This window comes from Streptomyces sp. L500 (assembly GCF_054551825.1).
This window is the reverse complement of the sequence record NZ_JBTOLC010000024.1, coordinates 1-17,000: the sequence shown is the minus strand read 5'-3', so window position 1 is coordinate 17,000 and position 17,000 is coordinate 1. Positions and strand designations below refer to the sequence as shown.

Here is a 17,000-nt window from a genome sequence, read left to right as displayed (position 1 = left end):
ACGGGCGATCGGCGAGGCGCCATGCTCAGCTGAAGGGATCAGCTGAAGGAGTCGGCTGAAGGAGGCGGCGGCCGGTCGAGCGGCAGGGAGCTGAGGAGAAGTGGCGGAGACCGACGACATCGACCGGCAGGACATCCGGCTGGCCGTGGTCATGAACGGCGGGGTGAGCCTGGCCGTCTGGATCGGCGGGGTCGCCGTCGAACTGCACCACCTCGCGATGGCCCGCCGCTGGGACGAGCCGGTCTACCGGCCGCTGCTCGACGTGCTGCGCGCCGACGCGCGCGTGGACGTCATCGCCGGAACCTCCGCCGGCGGGCTCAACGGCGCCTTCCTCGCCCTCGGCCTCGCCCGCGAGAAGGACATCACGCCCCTGAGCGGCCTGTGGCGGGACAAGGGCGCGCTCGGCAAGCTGCTGCAGAGCCCCCTCCAACGGCAACCCGTCTCCCTCCTCAGCGGGGACTACTTCCTCGACGAGCTCCGCAACGCCCTCCGCGACGTCGCCACCTCCCCGTCCCGGGCCGGCGCCGACGACGGGCGGTCCGGCCGACGGCCCGTCGAGCTCATCCTCACCGGCACGCTGTGGCGCGGCCGGCACAGCTCCTTCTGCGACGACACGGGCGTGCGCATCACCGAAGTCGACCACGACGCCCGCTTCCGGTTCGCCTCGCGGGCCGGAGCCACGGACCACGCCGCCGACCTCCAGGACGACGGGGTGATCGACCGGCTCGCCGTCGCGGCACGCTGCACCTCCTCCTTCCCCGCCGCGTTCGCGCCGCAGTGGGTGGACGTCGACGCGGGCCCGGCCGACGGCCCCTGGCCCTCGACGGCCGGGCACGCGAACTTCCGTGTCCCGCAGTTCGTCGTCGACGGCGGGATCCTGCTCAACAAACCCGTCCGCCCCGCCCTTGAGGCCGTCTACCGGCAGACCGCGCAGGCACAGGTCCGCCGGCTCCTCGCCTACGTCGTGCCCGACCCGTCGGAAGCACCACCGCCGACCACCACCCCGACTCCCGCCCCCGCACCCGCCGGGACGCCGCCCCCGCCCCCGCGCGCGCCCGACGTCCTCCTCGGCGTGCTGACCCGGCTGCGCTCGACCGACTCGGTCTCCCGCGAGCTCACCGAGATCCAGGTCCGCAACGAGGACACCCGGCGCCGGCGCCGGGCCCGCGCCCGGTTCGCGTACGCCCTGACCGGGGCGGCGCGACAGCTCTCGGAAGCGGCATGGCAGGGCTACCTCGAGACCCGGATCGAGCACGCCGCCGACACCATCAGCGCCTGGCTGACCGCCGGACAGCCCGCCGAGACGGACGGCCGGTGGAGCGAACAGGAGATCGCCGACCGCCTCCGCGCCGTCCTGCGGGACCGGCGCGCGCGACCGGAGTCGTTCATCCCGCGAGGAGACTCCGTCGACGAGGCCACCGGCCGTACCGGCGCCGACTGGGACTGGGGGCAGACCGGCGTCCAGGGACTGCGCGACATCGTCGCCGACGTCCTCAAACGAGCCATCTGGCTGGCGCCCATGGGCTCGCCGGAACGCCACGCCGTCATCGAGGCACGCCGCCGGGCGAACACCGTGTTCGAGGAGATCGAGGCGGACTGGCACGAGCTGGCGGACCACTGGACCCGCGCCGGCGCCGACCTGCCACCCGCGACGTACGACGAGCTCGGCAAGGCGACGCCGGCCGGCACCCGGCGCCTCGAGGACCGGCTGCGCCAGGCCCTCACCGACTGGGACGGACCGCCGGACCCCGGCGCGGAGGGCTACGGGGCACGGCACGCGCGGCGGTACGCCCAGGCGGCCGCCCTGGCCGACGCCCTCGTGAGCTGCGGGGACGCACTGTCCCGCGTCTCCGGATCCGGAGACGGGGAGACCGTCGTCGACCCCGACGGAACCGGACGCACCCACCTCAAGGCGCTCACCGACTACCTGCTCCACGCCACCCAGGACGTCCTGGACACCCGGAACGTCCTGGACCGCATGCTCCGCCTGGAAGTCGTCCAGCAGGCGTACGGCGACACCCGACGCGGACTGGAGCAGGAAGTCGAACTGATCCAGGTCTCCTCCCGCGACCCCGGCCTGCTCACGGGCAGACAACTGCACCACTTCGGCGCCTTCTACCGCGCTTCCTGGCGCGTCAACGACTGGATCCACGGGCGCATGGACGGCGCCGCCCACCTGACGCGGACGCTGATGTCCGTCGAGCGGCTGCGGCAGGTCTGGGCGACGGACGGCGACGCCGACGACGCGGCCCGCCGGCTCGTCGACGCGCTGCGCACCTGCGCCGTCGACGCGCCCGACCCGGCCGACCGGGCGTGGCTGGACCGGATCTGGCAGGAGCGATACGCCTCCGCGTGCCGGGGCCTGGTGACGGAACAGATCGTCCCCGTCCGTCCCGCGCCGACCCCCACGGGCCGTGGCCCCGAGGACGATCCCCGGCTCGGCCTCTGCGTGGAGGCGGTCACCCACGCCCTCCAGACGGACATCCTCCGCCAGGAACTCCACCTCCTGGCGGACGCGGTCCGCACGGAAGGCGACGGACGCCCCGAGGACAGCACGCGATGGCTCACCCAGTACGACGCGGAGGCGTCCGGCACGGCCGGCCGGCCGATGCGGGCGGAGACGCTGTGGCGACTGTGGAAGAGCGCCGGGGACATCGGCCGCCAGCGGATCACGCAGGAGGCGGGCGGCGACCTCTTCGCCGAGACCGCCGCCCAGAGCGCCGCCGTCGCGGCGAGCGCCGTCGGCGCGCCCCGGGTGAAGGCCGTCGGCGCGGTGCTCAGCGCCCTCCGCGGCTACACCCTCGCGGTGTGGGCCATGGTCCATTTCCTCGCCCGCCCGGGCAGGTTCGGCCACCGCGCGGTGGACCTCGCGGTGGTCACCGGAGGCGTCCTGCTGGCCGTGTCCCTGTTCGTCCCCGGCCTTCCCGTGGCCTTCACCCTCGCCGGGGTGTTCCTCCTGCTGGCGGGCTGGTCGGCGGCCGCGCTGCTGACCCGGGACGCGTGGCGGCTGGGCCTGAGACTCGCCGCCGTCGTGCTCGTCCTCCTGTGCGCCGCCGCCTTCTACATCTACGCGAACCGGCACGACGCCCACCTGCGCGAGACGCTGTGGAGCCTGGCGGTCAAACTGGGCGTCGGCCTCCTCGTCGTCCTCCTCGGCGTCTTCCTCGCCCGCACGCGCGCGCCGCGCGGCACCTCCTCCTACCACGCGCACCGCACTGACGAGTGAGGCTTCGGCGAACACCGACCCCCGCGCACCGCCGGTCGCTAGAGTGCCCGCACGTTCCGATCGGCGGAGCGACGGAGGGGGAGCGGCCGGTGCCCAACTTACTGAGAGTGCCACTGGAGAGCGGCGGATCCGTGCTCGTCGAGATCGACGAGGACCCGCAGGCGGTCGTCAGGGTCGCCCGCGGCGGCGGGACCGTCGCCCACGCCGCGGAGACCCTGGAGCGGGGGCTGGACAGCGTGCGGGAGGCCGCGCACGCCGTCGTCGGCAGACTCACCGACCTCCCCCGCCAGCCGAACAAGATCACCCTTGAACTGGGGCTGAAACTCTCGGCGGAGACCGGCGTCTTCCTCGCCAAGACCGCCGGCGAGGCGTCCCTGACGCTCACCCTCGAATGGGACGGACAGCGCCCCGACGCGCCGCCGGTCACCAGGGCGGTCACCGCCAACGGGACCACCGCCAACGGCACAGCCACCAACGGAACAGCCGCCAACGGCACGTCGGCCGTGGTCGTCGGCTGACCACAGCCGGAAGAAAAGAGAACCACCCATGCCCGGACCCGTGCCGAATCCCGGCATCGCCCGGCTGTGGTCGGACGGCGGCGCTCCCCTCGGGGCGGGCTTCCTGGCCGCTCCGCGCACCGTGCTGACCTGCGGCCACGTCATATCCGCGATCGTGGGGGAACCCGAGTCCGCCCCCCTGCCCCCGGGCCTCGCCGTCGAGCTGGACTTCCCGCTCGCCGGCCGTGCGCCCCAACGGCGGACCGCGTCCCTGCTGCGCCACGTCCCCGTCGCCGACGACGGCACCGGGGACATCGCGGTCCTCTCACTCGCCGAGGACCCGCCCACCGGCGCGGAACCCGTACGGCTGCTGGACGTGGACTCGGTGCGCGACCACCCGTTCACGGCGTTCGGCTTCCCCGCCGGCGACGACGAGGGAGTGTGGTCGCTCGGCACGATCGTCGACGAACGCGGCCGGGGCTGGGTGCAGATCGAGAGCACCGGCGCCTGTGAGATCCTCCAGGGATTCAGCGGCACACCCCTGTGGGACGACCGGCTCAAGGGCGTCGTCGGCATGGTCGTCGCCACCGACCGGCGGTTCGTCGGCCGGGCGGCCTACGCCATCACCCTCGACGCGCTCCTGGAGGTCCACCCGGAGCTCGCCCGCCACGCCTCGCCGCCCTCCCCCTTCCGGGGGCTCATGCCCTTCCGGGAACAGGACGCCGCGCACTACTTCGGGCGTTCCGCCCAGATCGAGGAGCTGACCGAGGCGGTCACCACGTCCGGGGTCGTCCCGGTGATCGGGGCGTCCGGGGTCGGCAAGTCCTCCCTCGTCCAGGCGGGGCTCCTGCCCGCGCTGCGCCGGCGCGGCGACTACAGCGCGGTGACGCTCGTCCCCGAACCGGCCGTGCGCGCCGAGCACATGCTGGCCTCGGCGCTGCTCCCGCTGATCGACGCCCTCCCCGGCGAGGAGAACGCCCCCGGCGAGGTGGGGGAGCGCCTGGACCGGCTGGCGCGGCGGTTACGGGACGGGGCCGCCGCTCCCGTGGTCATGGAGGCCGTCGGCCGCTCCGGAACCTCGCAACTCCTCCTCTTCGTCGACCAGTTCGAGGTGCTCTTCCGCTGCCCTCCGGACGAGGCGGACGCGCTGGTCGAGCACGCCCTGCGGATGACCGAGTGGCGCACCGCGGACGGCGGTCCGCTCGTCCGCCTGGTGTTCACCCTGCGGCTGGACTTCCTCAAGGCCATGCGCCGGTTCCCGGCGCTCGAGCGTGCCTGCGACACGTCGGCCTTCCTCGTCAACAAGCTGGCCGGTGAGCAGTTGCGCGAGGTGGTGCTGGCGCCGGTCGACGCCTTCCACGGCGCCGTGCGGTTCGAGGACCGGCTGGCGGAGCGCCTGCTGGCGGACACCGGAAGCGGCCCCGGCGCCCTGCCCCTCCTGGAGTTCGCCCTCACCCTCCTGTGGGAGCGACAGGTCAAGGGGGTGCTGACGCACGCGGCCTACGAGGAGACCGGCCGGGTCGCGGGGGCCCTGGCGACCCACGCCGAACGTGCCGTGAAGGAGCGGCTGGGCGACATGCGGGACGAGGTGCGGCGGCTGTTCGTCCAGCTCGTCCGCCCGGGCGACGGCGCCGCCGACAACCCCGTCGACACCGGCCGCACCGCGCGCCGCCCCGAACTCCACCCGGCGTGCTGGGAGGCCGCCCAGTTCCTGGCCACCCAGCGGCTCGTCCACCTCGACCACGCCTCCGACGGCGTGGAGACGGTCGCCCTCGCCCACGAGGCGGTGCTGGAGCACTGGCCCACCCTGCGGTCCTGGGTCGACGCCGACCGGGACTTCCGCACCTGGCAGGAGCACCTCCGGGCGCGGCTGAGCCGCTGGGAGCTCAGCGACCGCGACCGGGCCCTGCTGATGCGCGGCTCGGAGCTGAGCACGGCGGAGAAGCGGCTGCGCGAGCGGCAGGACGACATCCCCGAGGCCGAGCGCGGCTACATCCGGGCGAGCGCGGAATGGCGGCGGCGGCGCCGGTTCCGCGCGGCCCTCGCGGCGACGGCCGTCGTCACGGCGATGACGGGCGTCGCCGGTGCCGGTCTCGTCTCCGTGCGGGAGAGCAAAGCGGCCGAACTCTCGGGCGGGCTCGTGCAGGAGGCGCAACGCCAGGCCGGCTCCCGGCTGGAGACCTCGGCCCTGCTGTCCGTCGCGGCCTGGCGCACGGCCTCCACCCAGCAGGCCCGCGACAACCTCTTCGACCGCTACCTGGCCGACGCCCCCTACGACGCGGTGCTGCCCGCGACCGGAACGGTCGCCGAGACGGCGCTCGACGACTCGGGGCAGGTGATCGCCGTCCGCACCGGCGCCGGCCGGCTCACGGTCTGGCGCGTGGCGGCATCGGGCGGCATCGCGCGGCTGGTCGACATGGACAACGTCTCGGCCGTGGCGGTGAGTCCCGACGGCACCCGGCTCGCGCTCGGGGGCGACGGCAACCGCGTCGGGGTGTGGGACGTCCGCGAGCGCAAGACGCTGCTGACCCTGCGCGGCGCCGCGAGCACCTCCAGCACGGACCAGCGACCCGACCAACTGCGCTTCGACCGCACGGGCCACCGGCTCGTGTCGCACCCCCCGGCGGACGACACGGCCCAGGTGTGGGACCTCGACCGGCCCGCGGCCCCCGCGGTGACGCTGCGAGCGCCCACCGACACCTACGGGGAGGCCACGGAGTTCGCCTTCGACGCGAGCGGCCGGCACATCGTGGCCTCCCACATCGGGGACGACTACCACGTGTGGGACGCGCGCAGCGGACGTCCCGTGCCGAAGGAGGGCCCGGCCGAGGGGCCGGATCTCCCCGTGGTGTCCTTCCTCAGCGGCCCCCACCCGGTCGTCGCCCGGTGCGTGGACGGCAAGTGGCACCTGACGGACCCGGCCGACGGCACGACCGACCCGCGCCTCGCCCGCACCATCCCGTGCGAAACCACCGGCGAACTGGCCGCGGTGTCCGACCGGATGGTGCTGGCCCGGCGGAACGGCACGGTCACGGTCTACGACGCGCACACCGGCCGGCAGCTGTCGCGGTTCGACGAGGACGGGGCCTCGGGCGGCCGCTACACCCGGTACGCCCTGTCCAACGACAGCCGGAGGATCGTCCGCGCCCGGGGCACGGAGACCCTGGTCATGACCGCCCCGGCGCCGGACTCCCTCGGCACGGTCGACTGGACCAGCGGCTCGCACCCCGAGGGCAAACAAGGCGACGCGGAAGCGGCCCAGTTCTCCCCGGCGGGCCGCTATCTGGTCACGGAGGGCGTGGACGGCGGCGCGGTCGCACTGTGGGATCCGGCGACCGGGCGCCGCATCGCCACGGGCGGCGCGTCGAAGGGCGGAGTTCCGGGGTACTCGGTCTTCGATCCCGCGGAGAAGGTCCTCGCCGTGAGCGACGTGGAGGATCCGACGGTGACGCTCTACAGCGTGCCGGGACTCCAGGTGCTCCGTCAGCTGCGCATCGATACGCCCGCCGATCCCCCACCGCGCGCGATGGGGATCTCGGGCCTCGGATTCGACGCGCGGGGTCGTCTGACGGCGCTGGCGGGCGGCGTGGTCTCCCGCTGGGACACCGCGACCGGCGCGGAGATCGGGCGTCCGCTGTTCTTCACGGGCAACGCCCCCGTCGACCGGCGCGACTACTCGACGACTCTGGCCGTGCACCCCCGCTCCGGACAGGCCGCCGTGACCACCCCCGACCGCCGGGGCGTCGAGATCTGGGACCTGGAGAAACGACATCGTGTCAAAGTGATCGTCCCAGGCTTCACGGCACCACTGCTCGACTGGCACCGGGCGGTGCGGTACAGCGCCGACGGCACGCGCCTCATGCTGGTCAGCCAGGACGGGGAGACGGAGGTCCGCGACGTGGAGACCGGACGGAAGCTGATCGGCATCCCCGCCGCCCCCTCCCGCACCACGGCCTTCCTGGACCGTTCCACCCGGGTGGTCAGCACACGGGAGGGAGCCTTCGAGCTGTGGGGCCCCGAGGGCCTGATCGCCCGGACCCGTACCCCCGCGGCCGCCCAGGTACGGGCGGTCGTCCCTTCACCCGACGGCGAGCGGATGCTCCTGACCACCGGCAAGGACCTCGACGTGAGATTCCGCCTCGAACAGGCGTCCCCGGACGCCTGGGCCACGAGCCTGTGTGCGCGCGTCACGCGCGACATCGCGCTCGGCGACATGGGAACGGTGCGCTACGGCTTCCTGGAGCGCAACCTGCTGGGGGTGACGGCATGCGCTCGCGGGTAGGCGCCGTGGCGGCCATGTGCCTCCTCCTGGTGGCCACGGCCACCTCGTGCTCGTCCTCGGGGAACCCGGCAGGCTCACCGGGCCCGAGCCGGTCGGTCGTCCTGTGGGACCCCTCGGCCGGACGCCCCTCACCGTCGACGGCCGCCGACGGGCCGTTCGACGCGGCCGCCGCGACGCTGCGCATCAAGCGTCTGGGCTACACGGCCGACGACGAGCCCGGCGTCCTGAAGGCCCTCCGGGGCCCCTTCCGCGCCATTCACGGCACCTGCACGGGAAGCGTCGACGGCCGCTGTGTCAGCGTCTTCTTCTTCCAGGGGAACGACTACGTGGGGTACGACTCTCCCGGAGTCAACGAGTCCACGATCGTGAAACAGGACGGGAGGACGGTCACCATCTCCTACCCCGTGTTCACGACCACGGATCCCATGTGCTGCCCGTCGGGCGGCACCCGCGAGATCCGGGCCGCCTTCAAGGACGGGAAGGTGACCTTCACGCCCCCACTGCCGGGCAACCCCAACGGTCCCAACACGTAACGGCGGTCGGGGCGGGCGCCTTACGATCGACGCATGTCCGAACATGACGCGAACTCACGATGGTCCCTGTGGTCACGGGACTCGATCCTGTCGATCGGTTCGGTGGGCTCGGTGCTCTCGATCGGCTCGGCGGGGTCGATCCTGTCCGTCGGCTCGGTCGGCAGCGCCCTGTCGGTCGCCTCGGTCGGCTCCTGGCTGAGCACCGGCTCCCTGCTGTCCTCCCGGTCGCGATGGTCGGTGATGTCCTCGCGGTCCCACCGGGGTCTCATGGCCGCCGGGGCGGTGACAGCGGTGGCCTGCGCGGCACTCGCCGTCGGCCGGCGGGGGAGGTGAGGAAACAGCCGATCCCGGTAGAAGGCGCCCGTCGCGCACTCCACGCGCTCTTCCGGACATCCGGGCGCCCCTGACTTCCCCCCTTCACGGGCGGTGAGGGCCGAACCCCTTCCCCGGCAAGCCGGTTGAGCACCGGGTGCCTCGAACCCGGCGCCCTTTACCGACCAAGGGAGGGAAACCCTCATGGAGAGTCCGGGAGACCATAAACAGGCTCAGTCCCACAGGCTACCGTTCCCCGAGCCGGTGGAACCCCGCCGGAAGGCGCAGTGGGCGACATCGGCGTTCGACCACTCCGGCGTATGGCGCCTGTCGGCGTCCATCCCGGCGGTCCTCGCGCAGGTGTTCCGCATGGCCTGGCGCATCGACCGCCGCGACGTGATCGTCATGGTGGGCGCGCAGCTCACCTACGGCATCTGCTCGGCCGTGGCCTTGACGGCCACGTCCCGGGCGATGACGCACATCCTCGGCACCGGCACCGTCGCCGGCCGCGTCCACGCCGCGCTGCCCGCGCTGCTGGCCATCGCGGTCGCCGCCGGCATCGGCCGCGTCGCCCACGGGCTGGCGTCCTGGTCCGTGGGCCGCCTCAGACCACGGCTGATGACCGCCGCGGACATCGCCGTCGTCGACGCGATGGTGTCCGTGGAGCTCGCCGCGTTCAACGAGCCGGGGTTCGCCGAGGAGCACGAGGCGGCCGAGGCGGGGTCGCTGCGCTGCGACCGGCTGATCTACGACGTGCAGTCCTTCATGTCGGCGCTGATCAAGCTCGTGGCTGCCTTCGGCGTGCTCACGGTCCTCCACCCGCTGATGCTGCCGGTCCTCGTGCTCGCCGTGGCCCCGTCGGGCACGGGGGCGATGGCCGAGGCGAGGATCGAGCACCGGACGCACCACGCCAACAGCAGCGGCCGCAACGTCAAGAGCATGATGCGCTGGTACCTGACCACCACTCAGCTCGCGGACGAGGTGCGCGGCAACAGCATGGCCCCGTACCTGATGTTCTGGTACCGCACGATCACCGGCCGGATGGACGCCCGGTCGCTGACCGGAGCCGCCCGCGCGCTGCGGATCAACCTGCTCTCGGCGTGCGCCGGCGGGGTGTGCCTGACCCTGGCGTGGGCCACGCTGGCCTGGCTGACGATCACCGGGCGGATGTCGCTCGCGATCGCCGCGACGGCCGTCCTCGCCGTGCGCGCGGCGCTGGGCAACCTCACCAACGCCGTGCACTACGCCGCGTCCCTCTTCCACTCCAGCCTCTTCCTCGGCGACTGGAAGCGGTTCGTCACCTCCAGCCGCGAGCACTACCCGGCCCACGGGACGGTCGTGGTGCCCGACCGGCCGGAGACCATCCGGGTCGAGGACGTGTCGTTCACCTACCCCAACAAGACCCGGCCCGCGGTCGACGGCGTGTCCCTGACTCTGCGCCGGGGGCAGGTCGTGGCCGTCCTGGGCGAGAACGGCTCGGGCAAGTCGACGCTGACCCGGTTGCTGTGCGGCCTGTACACCGCCGACAAGGGACGGGTGCTCTGGGACGGGGCGGACCTGGCGGAGATGGACCTGCGCCGGGTCTGGGAGCACACGGGGGTGGTCACCCAGCAGTTCGGGTACTGGCCGCTGTCCGCGCGGGAGAACATCACCCTCGGCCAGCCCGTCACGTCCGGCGACGACCGGGTGTGGAAGGTCGTCGACGCCGTCGGCATGCGCGAGGCGGCCGAGGAGCTGCCCGACGGCCTCGACACCCTGCTGGCCCGCGAGCTGTGGGGCGGCGTCTCCCTCTCGGGCGGCCAGTGGCAGCGGGTCGCCTGCGGCCGGGTGCTCTACCGTGAGCCCGACGTCGTCGTACTGGACGAGCCGACCTCGCAGATGGACGCCCAGGGCGAGCACGACATGTTCCGGCTCGTCCGGACCATCGCCCCCGACCGGATCACCGTCGTGGTGACCCACCGCCCGGCCAACGCCCGGGTCGCGGACCTGATCGTCGTCATGGACCAGGGCCACATCGTCGAGCAGGGCACCTTCGCCGAGCTGGTGACGGCCGGCGGCAGGTTCCAGCGGTGGTACGAGCTCGGTCAGCAGGCCTGACCCACGGCCGTCGTCCCGCTCCGCGAGGGAACGGGACGACGGCCGGACGCCGGGCCGGCCTACAGCTCCGCGGCCTCGTCGTCCTCGCCGGGCTCCTCCACCTGGCTCGTCACGACCTGGAGCACCGCGGCGTCCCCGTCGATCGCCAGCGACACACCCGACGGCAGCGGGATGTCACGGGCGTGCACGGTGTGCCCCGCGTCCAGGCCCGCCACGGACACCGTGACCGACTCGGGTATGTGGGTGGCCTCGGTCTCCACCGGCAGGGCGTTCAGCAGGTGTTCCAGCAGATTGCCGCCGGGGGCCAGGGCGCCCTCGGTGTGGATCGGCAGCTCGACGGTGACCCGCTCGCCCCTGCGCACGGCCAGCAGGTCGATGTGGACGAGGAATCCCTTGAGGGGATCGCGGTCCACGGCCTTGGGAATGACGAGTTCGCGTTTCCCGCCGATCTCCAGGTCTATCAGGACGTTCGGGGTTTTCAGGGCCATCATCAGCGCGTGACCGTCGACCGTCACGTGCTGGGGTTCGGCGCCATGACCGTAGACGACACCCGGCACCTTGTTCTCGCGACGGATCCGGCGGGCGGCGCCCTTGCCGAAAGCGGTCCGCGGCTCCGCGGCCAGCTTCACCTCAGCCATTTCTGCACTCCTCGTTCGACTCGTGGACTGCTGGGCATTGGTCACCCGGCCAGGGACGGAGCTCCACGAACCGCTGCGAAGAGCGCGCGCCGATCACGGAGCCGCCGCACCCGGAACACCCGGTACGGCCTCCCTCGCCGAGCAACCCGACGAGCGTAGACCGGCGGTCCCCGCGCTCGCATCAATCCCGGTGAAACGCGGGGTGGTAAAGCGCTCCTCCGTGAATCGCAAAGGGGAGTAAACGCCCCGAACCCGCCCGAAGATCGGCTACGGACGGGTCCTACGCTGACCCCTCGTGGCAATGGCAAGCAGTCTCCTCGCAACCGGTCCCACGGCACTCGCGCTGCCGGAACCGACCCCCGGCCGATGGGCCGGCACCTGGCAGGCCGACCCGTTCGGGATCGCCGCCGTCGTGCTGCTGGGCGGGCTCTACGGGTGGGGCGTGCTCCGGGCCCGGCGGCGCGGGCACCGCTGGCCGGCCGTCCGCACCGGCGCCTTCGCGATGCTCGGCCTGGGCACGATCGCCGTGGCGACGATGTCCTCGCTCGCCGTCTACGGCCGGGTGCTGTTCTGGCCGGCCGCCGTGCAGAACATCCTCCTCGACCTCGTCGCCCCGCTCGGCCTCGCGCTCGGCGACCCGCTCGCGCTGGCGCGCCTGGCACTGCCCGAGCGGGCCGCCGACCGCCTGGGCCGGGTCCTGCGCGGGCGGGTGTTCCGCGTCCTGACGTTCCCCGTGGTCAGCACGGTCCTCGTGCTCGCGTCGGAGTTGTCGGTCTACTTCACCCCGTACTTCGGGACGGCGCTGCGTGACGGGGCGGTGCACTCCCTGCTGTACCTCCAGCTGCTGCTGACCGGGTGCCTGTTCGTGCTGCCCATGCTCAGCCGCGAGGACCTCCTGCCCGCCTGGTGCACCCATCCGCTGCGGGCCCTGTTCGTCTTCGTCGACGGCCTCGTGGACGCGATCCCCGGCATCCTCGTGATGACCAGCGGCACCCGGATCGCGGCCGGCTGGTACGCGGCTCAGCAGCCGGGCTGGGGGCCCGGGCCGGACCGGGACCAGGTGCTGGGCGGCGGGCTGATGCTCGCCATCGCCGAGCTCGTGGGGCTGCCGTTCCTGATCGCGGTGTTCGTCGAATGGGTGCGCGCCGACCGCGTGCGGACCGCCGAGCTCGACCGGCGCCTCGACGCGGAGGCGGCGACGACGGCGGATGCGGCGACGACGGCGGATGCGGCGGAACCCGGGCACGTGCCCGTCCCCGAGGCCACCCGCCCCTGGTGGGAGACCGACCCGGGAATCGTGGGCGAGCGCTTCCGGCAGGGACGCTAGCGCCCCGAGCGGAGTGTTCAGCGCCTGCGGGGGCGCTTGGCCTCGCGGCGGGCCTCCTCCTCGTGGAAGAGGTCGGCCAGCCGCTGGGTGGGCCCGTCGAGTTCGATGGGCGCGTCCTCGTCGTCGGTGTCGACCCCCTGCGCGCGGAGCCGCTCGTCCTGCACCTTCACGGGTGGTGTGGAGTCCAGGTCGGACGGGCGAGGGCCCTCGGGGCCGTCCGGCCCGATGCGCACCAGCCGTTCCATGCGCACGACCCTGAACCGCAGGGAGAGGACCTCGAGCTCGTCGCACCGCGCCGCGTCCAGCCGGTCCGCCGCGGCCGTGTAGGGGGCGCGTTCCTCCGGAGTGAGGTCCTGCTGCCAGGGGATCATGACGCGAAGCTTCATGGCCAGGGTGTCCCGCGCCCCCTGCGGGGTGGTCGACGCGCCCGCCGAGTCGGGCCGCCAGCGCCCGTCCGTGTGCTCCGCCGTTCCGAAGACCGCGGGCAGCAGCACCCCTCCCGGGTGGGTCTCCGTGGCGCGCACCGAGTCGTCGCGGACGGCCCTGGGCACCGTGCCCTCCTTCCGGACGAGGGAGAGCAACTCCATCTTGAGGATGCCCTCGGACATCCCCGTCGCCGTGAACGGATCGATGACGAAGCCGTCCGCGGGGTCCGGGGCCCGGTGGGAATCGCCCGGCTCCATGGGGTCGGCGTCGGTGGGCCGGGGCGGCTCGGGGCCCTGCGGTCCGCCGCGCAGGAAGCGCTCCGCCCGCACCACCCGGTAGCGGACGCCCCGCACGGTCACCTCGTCGACCGCCTCCCGGTCCATGCGCTCCGCCGCGCTCATGTACGCGTCGTGGCCGGCCGGATCGCCGGCCTCCTGGGCCGTCCGCGCCGCGAGACGGAACACCGAGCCCATGGAGTCACGGGCCTCCTGCGGCTCCAGGGACGAGAGCGAGGAGACCAGCTCCCAGCCGCCCTCCATCCGCTCCTTCGCCACACCGAAGACGGGGTGACCGTCCAGGAGGATGTCCGGATACGCCTCCCGGGCCCGCCAGGCCTCGACGTCCGCGAGCGACGCGACGGGCTCTTCCGGAACCGCGATCCGGATCTTGCGGTACGCGGGGACGTTCTCCCCGTCCAGCTCTGCCATGCCCTCCAGGGTGCCGTGAGCATGATGGGCCGCGCAGCCGAAACGGTCACTCCATGAACAGTGGACACGCGAGCGAACGCACGGAGCGCGGCTGCCCAGCAGTCCACGTGTGACAGACTGTGATCGTTTCTGCTTGAAACGCGTAAATAAGCGCACTGAACATATGGAGCACATCATGGCCAAGGTCCGGCTGACCACCAACCACGGTGACATCGTCCTGGAGCTCAACGAGGAGAAGGCGCCCAAGACCGTCGAGAACTTCCTCGCCTACGTGGACAAGGGCCACTACGACGGCACGATCTTCCACCGTGTCATCCCCGGCTTCATGGTCCAGGGCGGCGGCTTCGTCCCCGGCATGGACCAGAAGCCGACGGACGCGCCCATCGACAACGAGGCGGACAACGGCCTCAAGAACACGGCGTACACCGTGGCGATGGCCCGTACGAACGACCCCCACTCGGCGACCGCCCAGTTCTTCATCAACGTCAACGACAACGACTTCCTGAACTTCACCTCGAAGTCCCCGAACGGCTGGGGTTACGCCGTCTTCGGCCAGGTCGTCGAGGGCCAGGACGTCGTCGACAAGATCAAGGCCGTCAAGACCGGTACCCGCGGCTTCCACCAGGACGTCCCGAAGGACGACGTGGTCATCGCGGCCGCCAAGCGCGAGGTCTGAGAACCGCGAGCCCGGCACCGGCTCCCATGAGGAACCGGAGACGCCGGGTCCTGATCTCTTCATGTCCGCGACACCTCGCGGTCGGCTGAGCGTCTTCCCACGGTGTTGATCTTTCCGACGGGCGTATCCGGCCATCGGAAGGAACAGGATCGTGTTCGTCAGGAAGTCTCGCGTCGCCGCTCTCGCGGCACTCGCCGCCGTCGCACTGCCGGCCGGGGTGCTGAGCACCGCCACCACGGCGGAGGCCGCTTCGGTCCGGGGCGTGCCCGGCTATCAGACGTGGCAGAGCGATGTGGACAAGGCGGTCGCCCCCGCGATCCCGTGGCTGCGGGACCGTATCGCCAAGGGCGGCGACAGCCCGGCCATCGTGCTGGACATCGACAACACCGCGCTGGAGACGTACTACCACGAGGGCCAGGCCAACGAGCCGGTCCTCAAGGTGGCCCGCTGGGCGCACGAGCACAACGTGTCCGTGCTGTTCGTCACCGCCCGCAGCTCCTCGTCGTCCGCGCGGCGGCAACTGGAGGACGCCGGTTACCCGGTGGACGCCATATGCACGCGCGAGCACGGCGAGGAGAAGGGCGAGGGCAAGGCGCGCTGCCGGGAGGAACTCACCCGGGACGGCTACACGATCACAGCCAACATCGGCAACCGGCCCACCGACTTCGAAGGCGGCTACTTCGAGAAGGGCTTCAAACTGCCCGACTACGGCGGCCGCCTCTCCTGAACCCCGCCGCGCCCTTCACCGCCGGACCCCGGCGGCGAAGGGCGAACGCGGGTTGGCTTGTTCACATGGTGTGAGCGCTCCATGGCGCTACGCAAACTGACGTAGCTTCCCCTCTTCGCATGCGTGATCTGCGACGGCAATGGTTCGCTGCAGGCACGCATTCCCCGAAGAGAGGGGCAAACAGGGCATGGTCGCGCGTCCCTTGGCACCCGGAGTCTTCGTCACGGAGCGTTCGAGCGGAGTCCGGACGATCACCGGGGTGGGTACGTCCACCCCCGCGTTCCTCGGCTACACGGTGGGCGGCCCGACGGCCCCCACACCACCGACGCTGGTGCGCAGTTGGTCCGAGTTCGTGGACACGTTCCACTTCCGTTCCCCGATGGGGCGGGAGGAAGTCGAGCGGGCGCTGGAGGGCCTGCCGACGGCCGTCGAGGAGGCGACCGCGACCCTCCAGTCCGAAGAAGCCGCACTCCGGGACCTGGCCACCACCGGAGCCGAGCCGGTCGTCCCCACGGCCGACTTCGACAAACTCGTCGCCGTACGGACCGCCGACTGGGCGGGCGAGCCCGTCGGCGACGCGGACCGGCAAACGGCCGAAGCCGCGGCCGGGAAGGTGTCGACCGCCTTTCCCGAGGACTACGCCCAGTGGATCGCGGCAGGCGAGCACCTGGCCTCCCTCGGCCGCCGCCGGGACGAACTGACCTTCCTGAAAACGGTATTCGAGCAAGCGGGGACCATCTGCCTCCACGAAGCCGTCTACGGGTTCTTCGCCAACGGAGGAAGCTCCTGCTACATCCTCCGCCTCGACCCCACCAAGGACCTCGCGGGCGAAGTCGACGGTGACGCCGACGAACGCACCGGACTGGCCGGGCTGAAGAGCGTCCCCGACGTGAACATGGTCGCGGTACCCGACCTGTGGCACGGGGGCACACCTCCCGAGACGGCCGCGACGATCCTCGGCAAGGTGATCGGCCACTGCGCCACCCTGCGCAACCGGCTCACCCTGTGCGAGCCGCCCCCGGACACCGGGCCCAACGCCGTACCGCAATTCCTGAACCGGCTGCCGGGCCCGGACTCGGACGACGCGGCGTTCACGGCGTTGTACTACCCGTGGCTGGAGGTGCCGGGCGTGGACGGGGAGCGGCGCACGGTTCCCCCGTCGGGCCACCTGGCGGGGGTGTGGGCGCGTACGGACGCGGAACGCGGGGTTTTCAAGGCCCCCGCCAACCAGAATCTCCGGGGCGTGGCCTCCCTGCCCACCCTGCTCACCGACCAGCGCCACGGCGAACTCAACGACAAGGGCGTCAACTGTCTCCGCGTCTTCCCCGACCGGGGACTGCTCGTCTGGGGCGCTCGGACCCGGTCGAGCAGTCGGGACTGGCGGTATCTCAACGTGCGCCGTCTCGTGTCGTTCCTGTCCGATTCGATCCGGCAGTCGACGACGTGGGCGGTGTTCGAGCCCAATGACGACCGGCTGTGGGCGACGCTGGGCCATTCGGTCGTGAGTTTCCTGACCGATCAGTGGCGTCAGGGGGCGTTGTTGGGGCGGACG

The 17,000-nt window shown here is 72.4% G+C and carries 12 protein-coding genes; 10 read left to right on the top strand and 2 right to left on the bottom strand.

The window, feature by feature from the left end:
• Nucleotides 1-100 precede the first annotated feature (100 nt).
• The 6 genes from ACX9I7_RS21305 (at nt 101) to ACX9I7_RS21280 (ending at nt 10,947) form a co-directional block, all read left to right on the top strand.
• A complete protein-coding gene (locus tag ACX9I7_RS21305) occupies nt 101-3,226 on the top strand; it encodes a patatin-like protein (protein WP_387576866.1) in 3,126 nt (1,041 codons plus the stop codon).
• A 107-nt stretch (nt 3,227-3,333) separates the two neighbouring features.
• Entirely contained in the window at nt 3,334-3,744 is a 411-nt protein-coding gene (locus ACX9I7_RS21300; RefSeq protein ID WP_459388201.1) for a CU044_2847 family protein, read from the top strand.
• Between the two features lie 28 nt (nt 3,745-3,772).
• Entirely contained in the window at nt 3,773-8,005 is a 4,233-nt protein-coding gene (locus tag ACX9I7_RS21295) for an nSTAND1 domain-containing NTPase (RefSeq protein WP_459388200.1), read from the top strand.
• Nucleotides 7,990-8,538 carry an LppP/LprE family lipoprotein gene (locus ACX9I7_RS21290; RefSeq protein WP_387576861.1) on the top strand — a complete coding sequence of 183 codons (549 nt, stop codon included), beginning with the start codon at nt 7,990-7,992 and terminating at the stop codon, nt 8,536-8,538. The genes ACX9I7_RS21295 and ACX9I7_RS21290 overlap by 16 nt, the downstream gene beginning before the upstream one ends.
• A 33-nt stretch (nt 8,539-8,571) precedes the next feature.
• Complete coding sequence (locus ACX9I7_RS21285; RefSeq protein ID WP_459388199.1) at nt 8,572-8,871, top strand: hypothetical protein; 300 nt, start codon at nt 8,572-8,574, stop codon at nt 8,869-8,871.
• A 183-nt stretch (nt 8,872-9,054) separates the two neighbouring features.
• The gene (locus tag ACX9I7_RS21280) at nt 9,055-10,947 is read left to right on the top strand and encodes an ABC transporter ATP-binding protein (RefSeq protein ID WP_387576857.1); all 1,893 of its coding nucleotides are present in this window, start codon (nt 9,055-9,057) and stop codon (nt 10,945-10,947) included.
• Nucleotides 10,948-11,006: 59 nt separating this feature from the next.
• Here ACX9I7_RS21280 and ACX9I7_RS21275 read toward each other — a convergent pair whose 3' ends face one another.
• On the bottom strand, nt 11,007-11,585 hold the full coding sequence (locus ACX9I7_RS21275) for a 50S ribosomal protein L25/general stress protein Ctc (protein WP_358631881.1): 579 nt from the start codon (nt 11,583-11,585) through the stop codon (nt 11,007-11,009).
• Between the two features lie 301 nt (nt 11,586-11,886).
• Here ACX9I7_RS21275 and ACX9I7_RS21270 point away from each other — a divergent pair, with 301 nt between their 5' ends.
• On the top strand, nt 11,887-12,912 hold the full coding sequence (locus tag ACX9I7_RS21270; protein WP_459388198.1) for a cytochrome c oxidase assembly protein: 1,026 nt from the start codon (nt 11,887-11,889) through the stop codon (nt 12,910-12,912).
• Nucleotides 12,913-12,929: 17 nt separating this feature from the next.
• Here the strand turns inward: ACX9I7_RS21270 and ACX9I7_RS21265 are convergent, their stop codons facing one another.
• Nucleotides 12,930-14,045: a DUF5954 family protein gene (locus tag ACX9I7_RS21265; RefSeq protein WP_459388197.1), complete on the bottom strand. Its 1,116-nt coding sequence runs from the start codon at nt 14,043-14,045 to the stop codon at nt 12,930-12,932.
• 175 nt (nt 14,046-14,220) lie between these two features.
• Here ACX9I7_RS21265 and ACX9I7_RS21260 point away from each other — a divergent pair, with 175 nt between their 5' ends.
• From ACX9I7_RS21260 to ACX9I7_RS21250, 3 genes are all read left to right on the top strand, one after another.
• Nucleotides 14,221-14,721: a peptidylprolyl isomerase gene (locus ACX9I7_RS21260; protein ID WP_459388196.1), complete on the top strand. Its 501-nt coding sequence runs from the start codon at nt 14,221-14,223 to the stop codon at nt 14,719-14,721.
• Between the two features lie 151 nt (nt 14,722-14,872).
• Entirely contained in the window at nt 14,873-15,448 is a 576-nt protein-coding gene (locus ACX9I7_RS21255) for an HAD family acid phosphatase (RefSeq protein ID WP_387576851.1), read from the top strand.
• Between the two features lie 259 nt (nt 15,449-15,707).
• The coding region (locus tag ACX9I7_RS21250; protein ID WP_459388195.1) for a phage tail sheath family protein at nt 15,708-17,000 on the top strand (1,293 nt) is incomplete at its 3' end.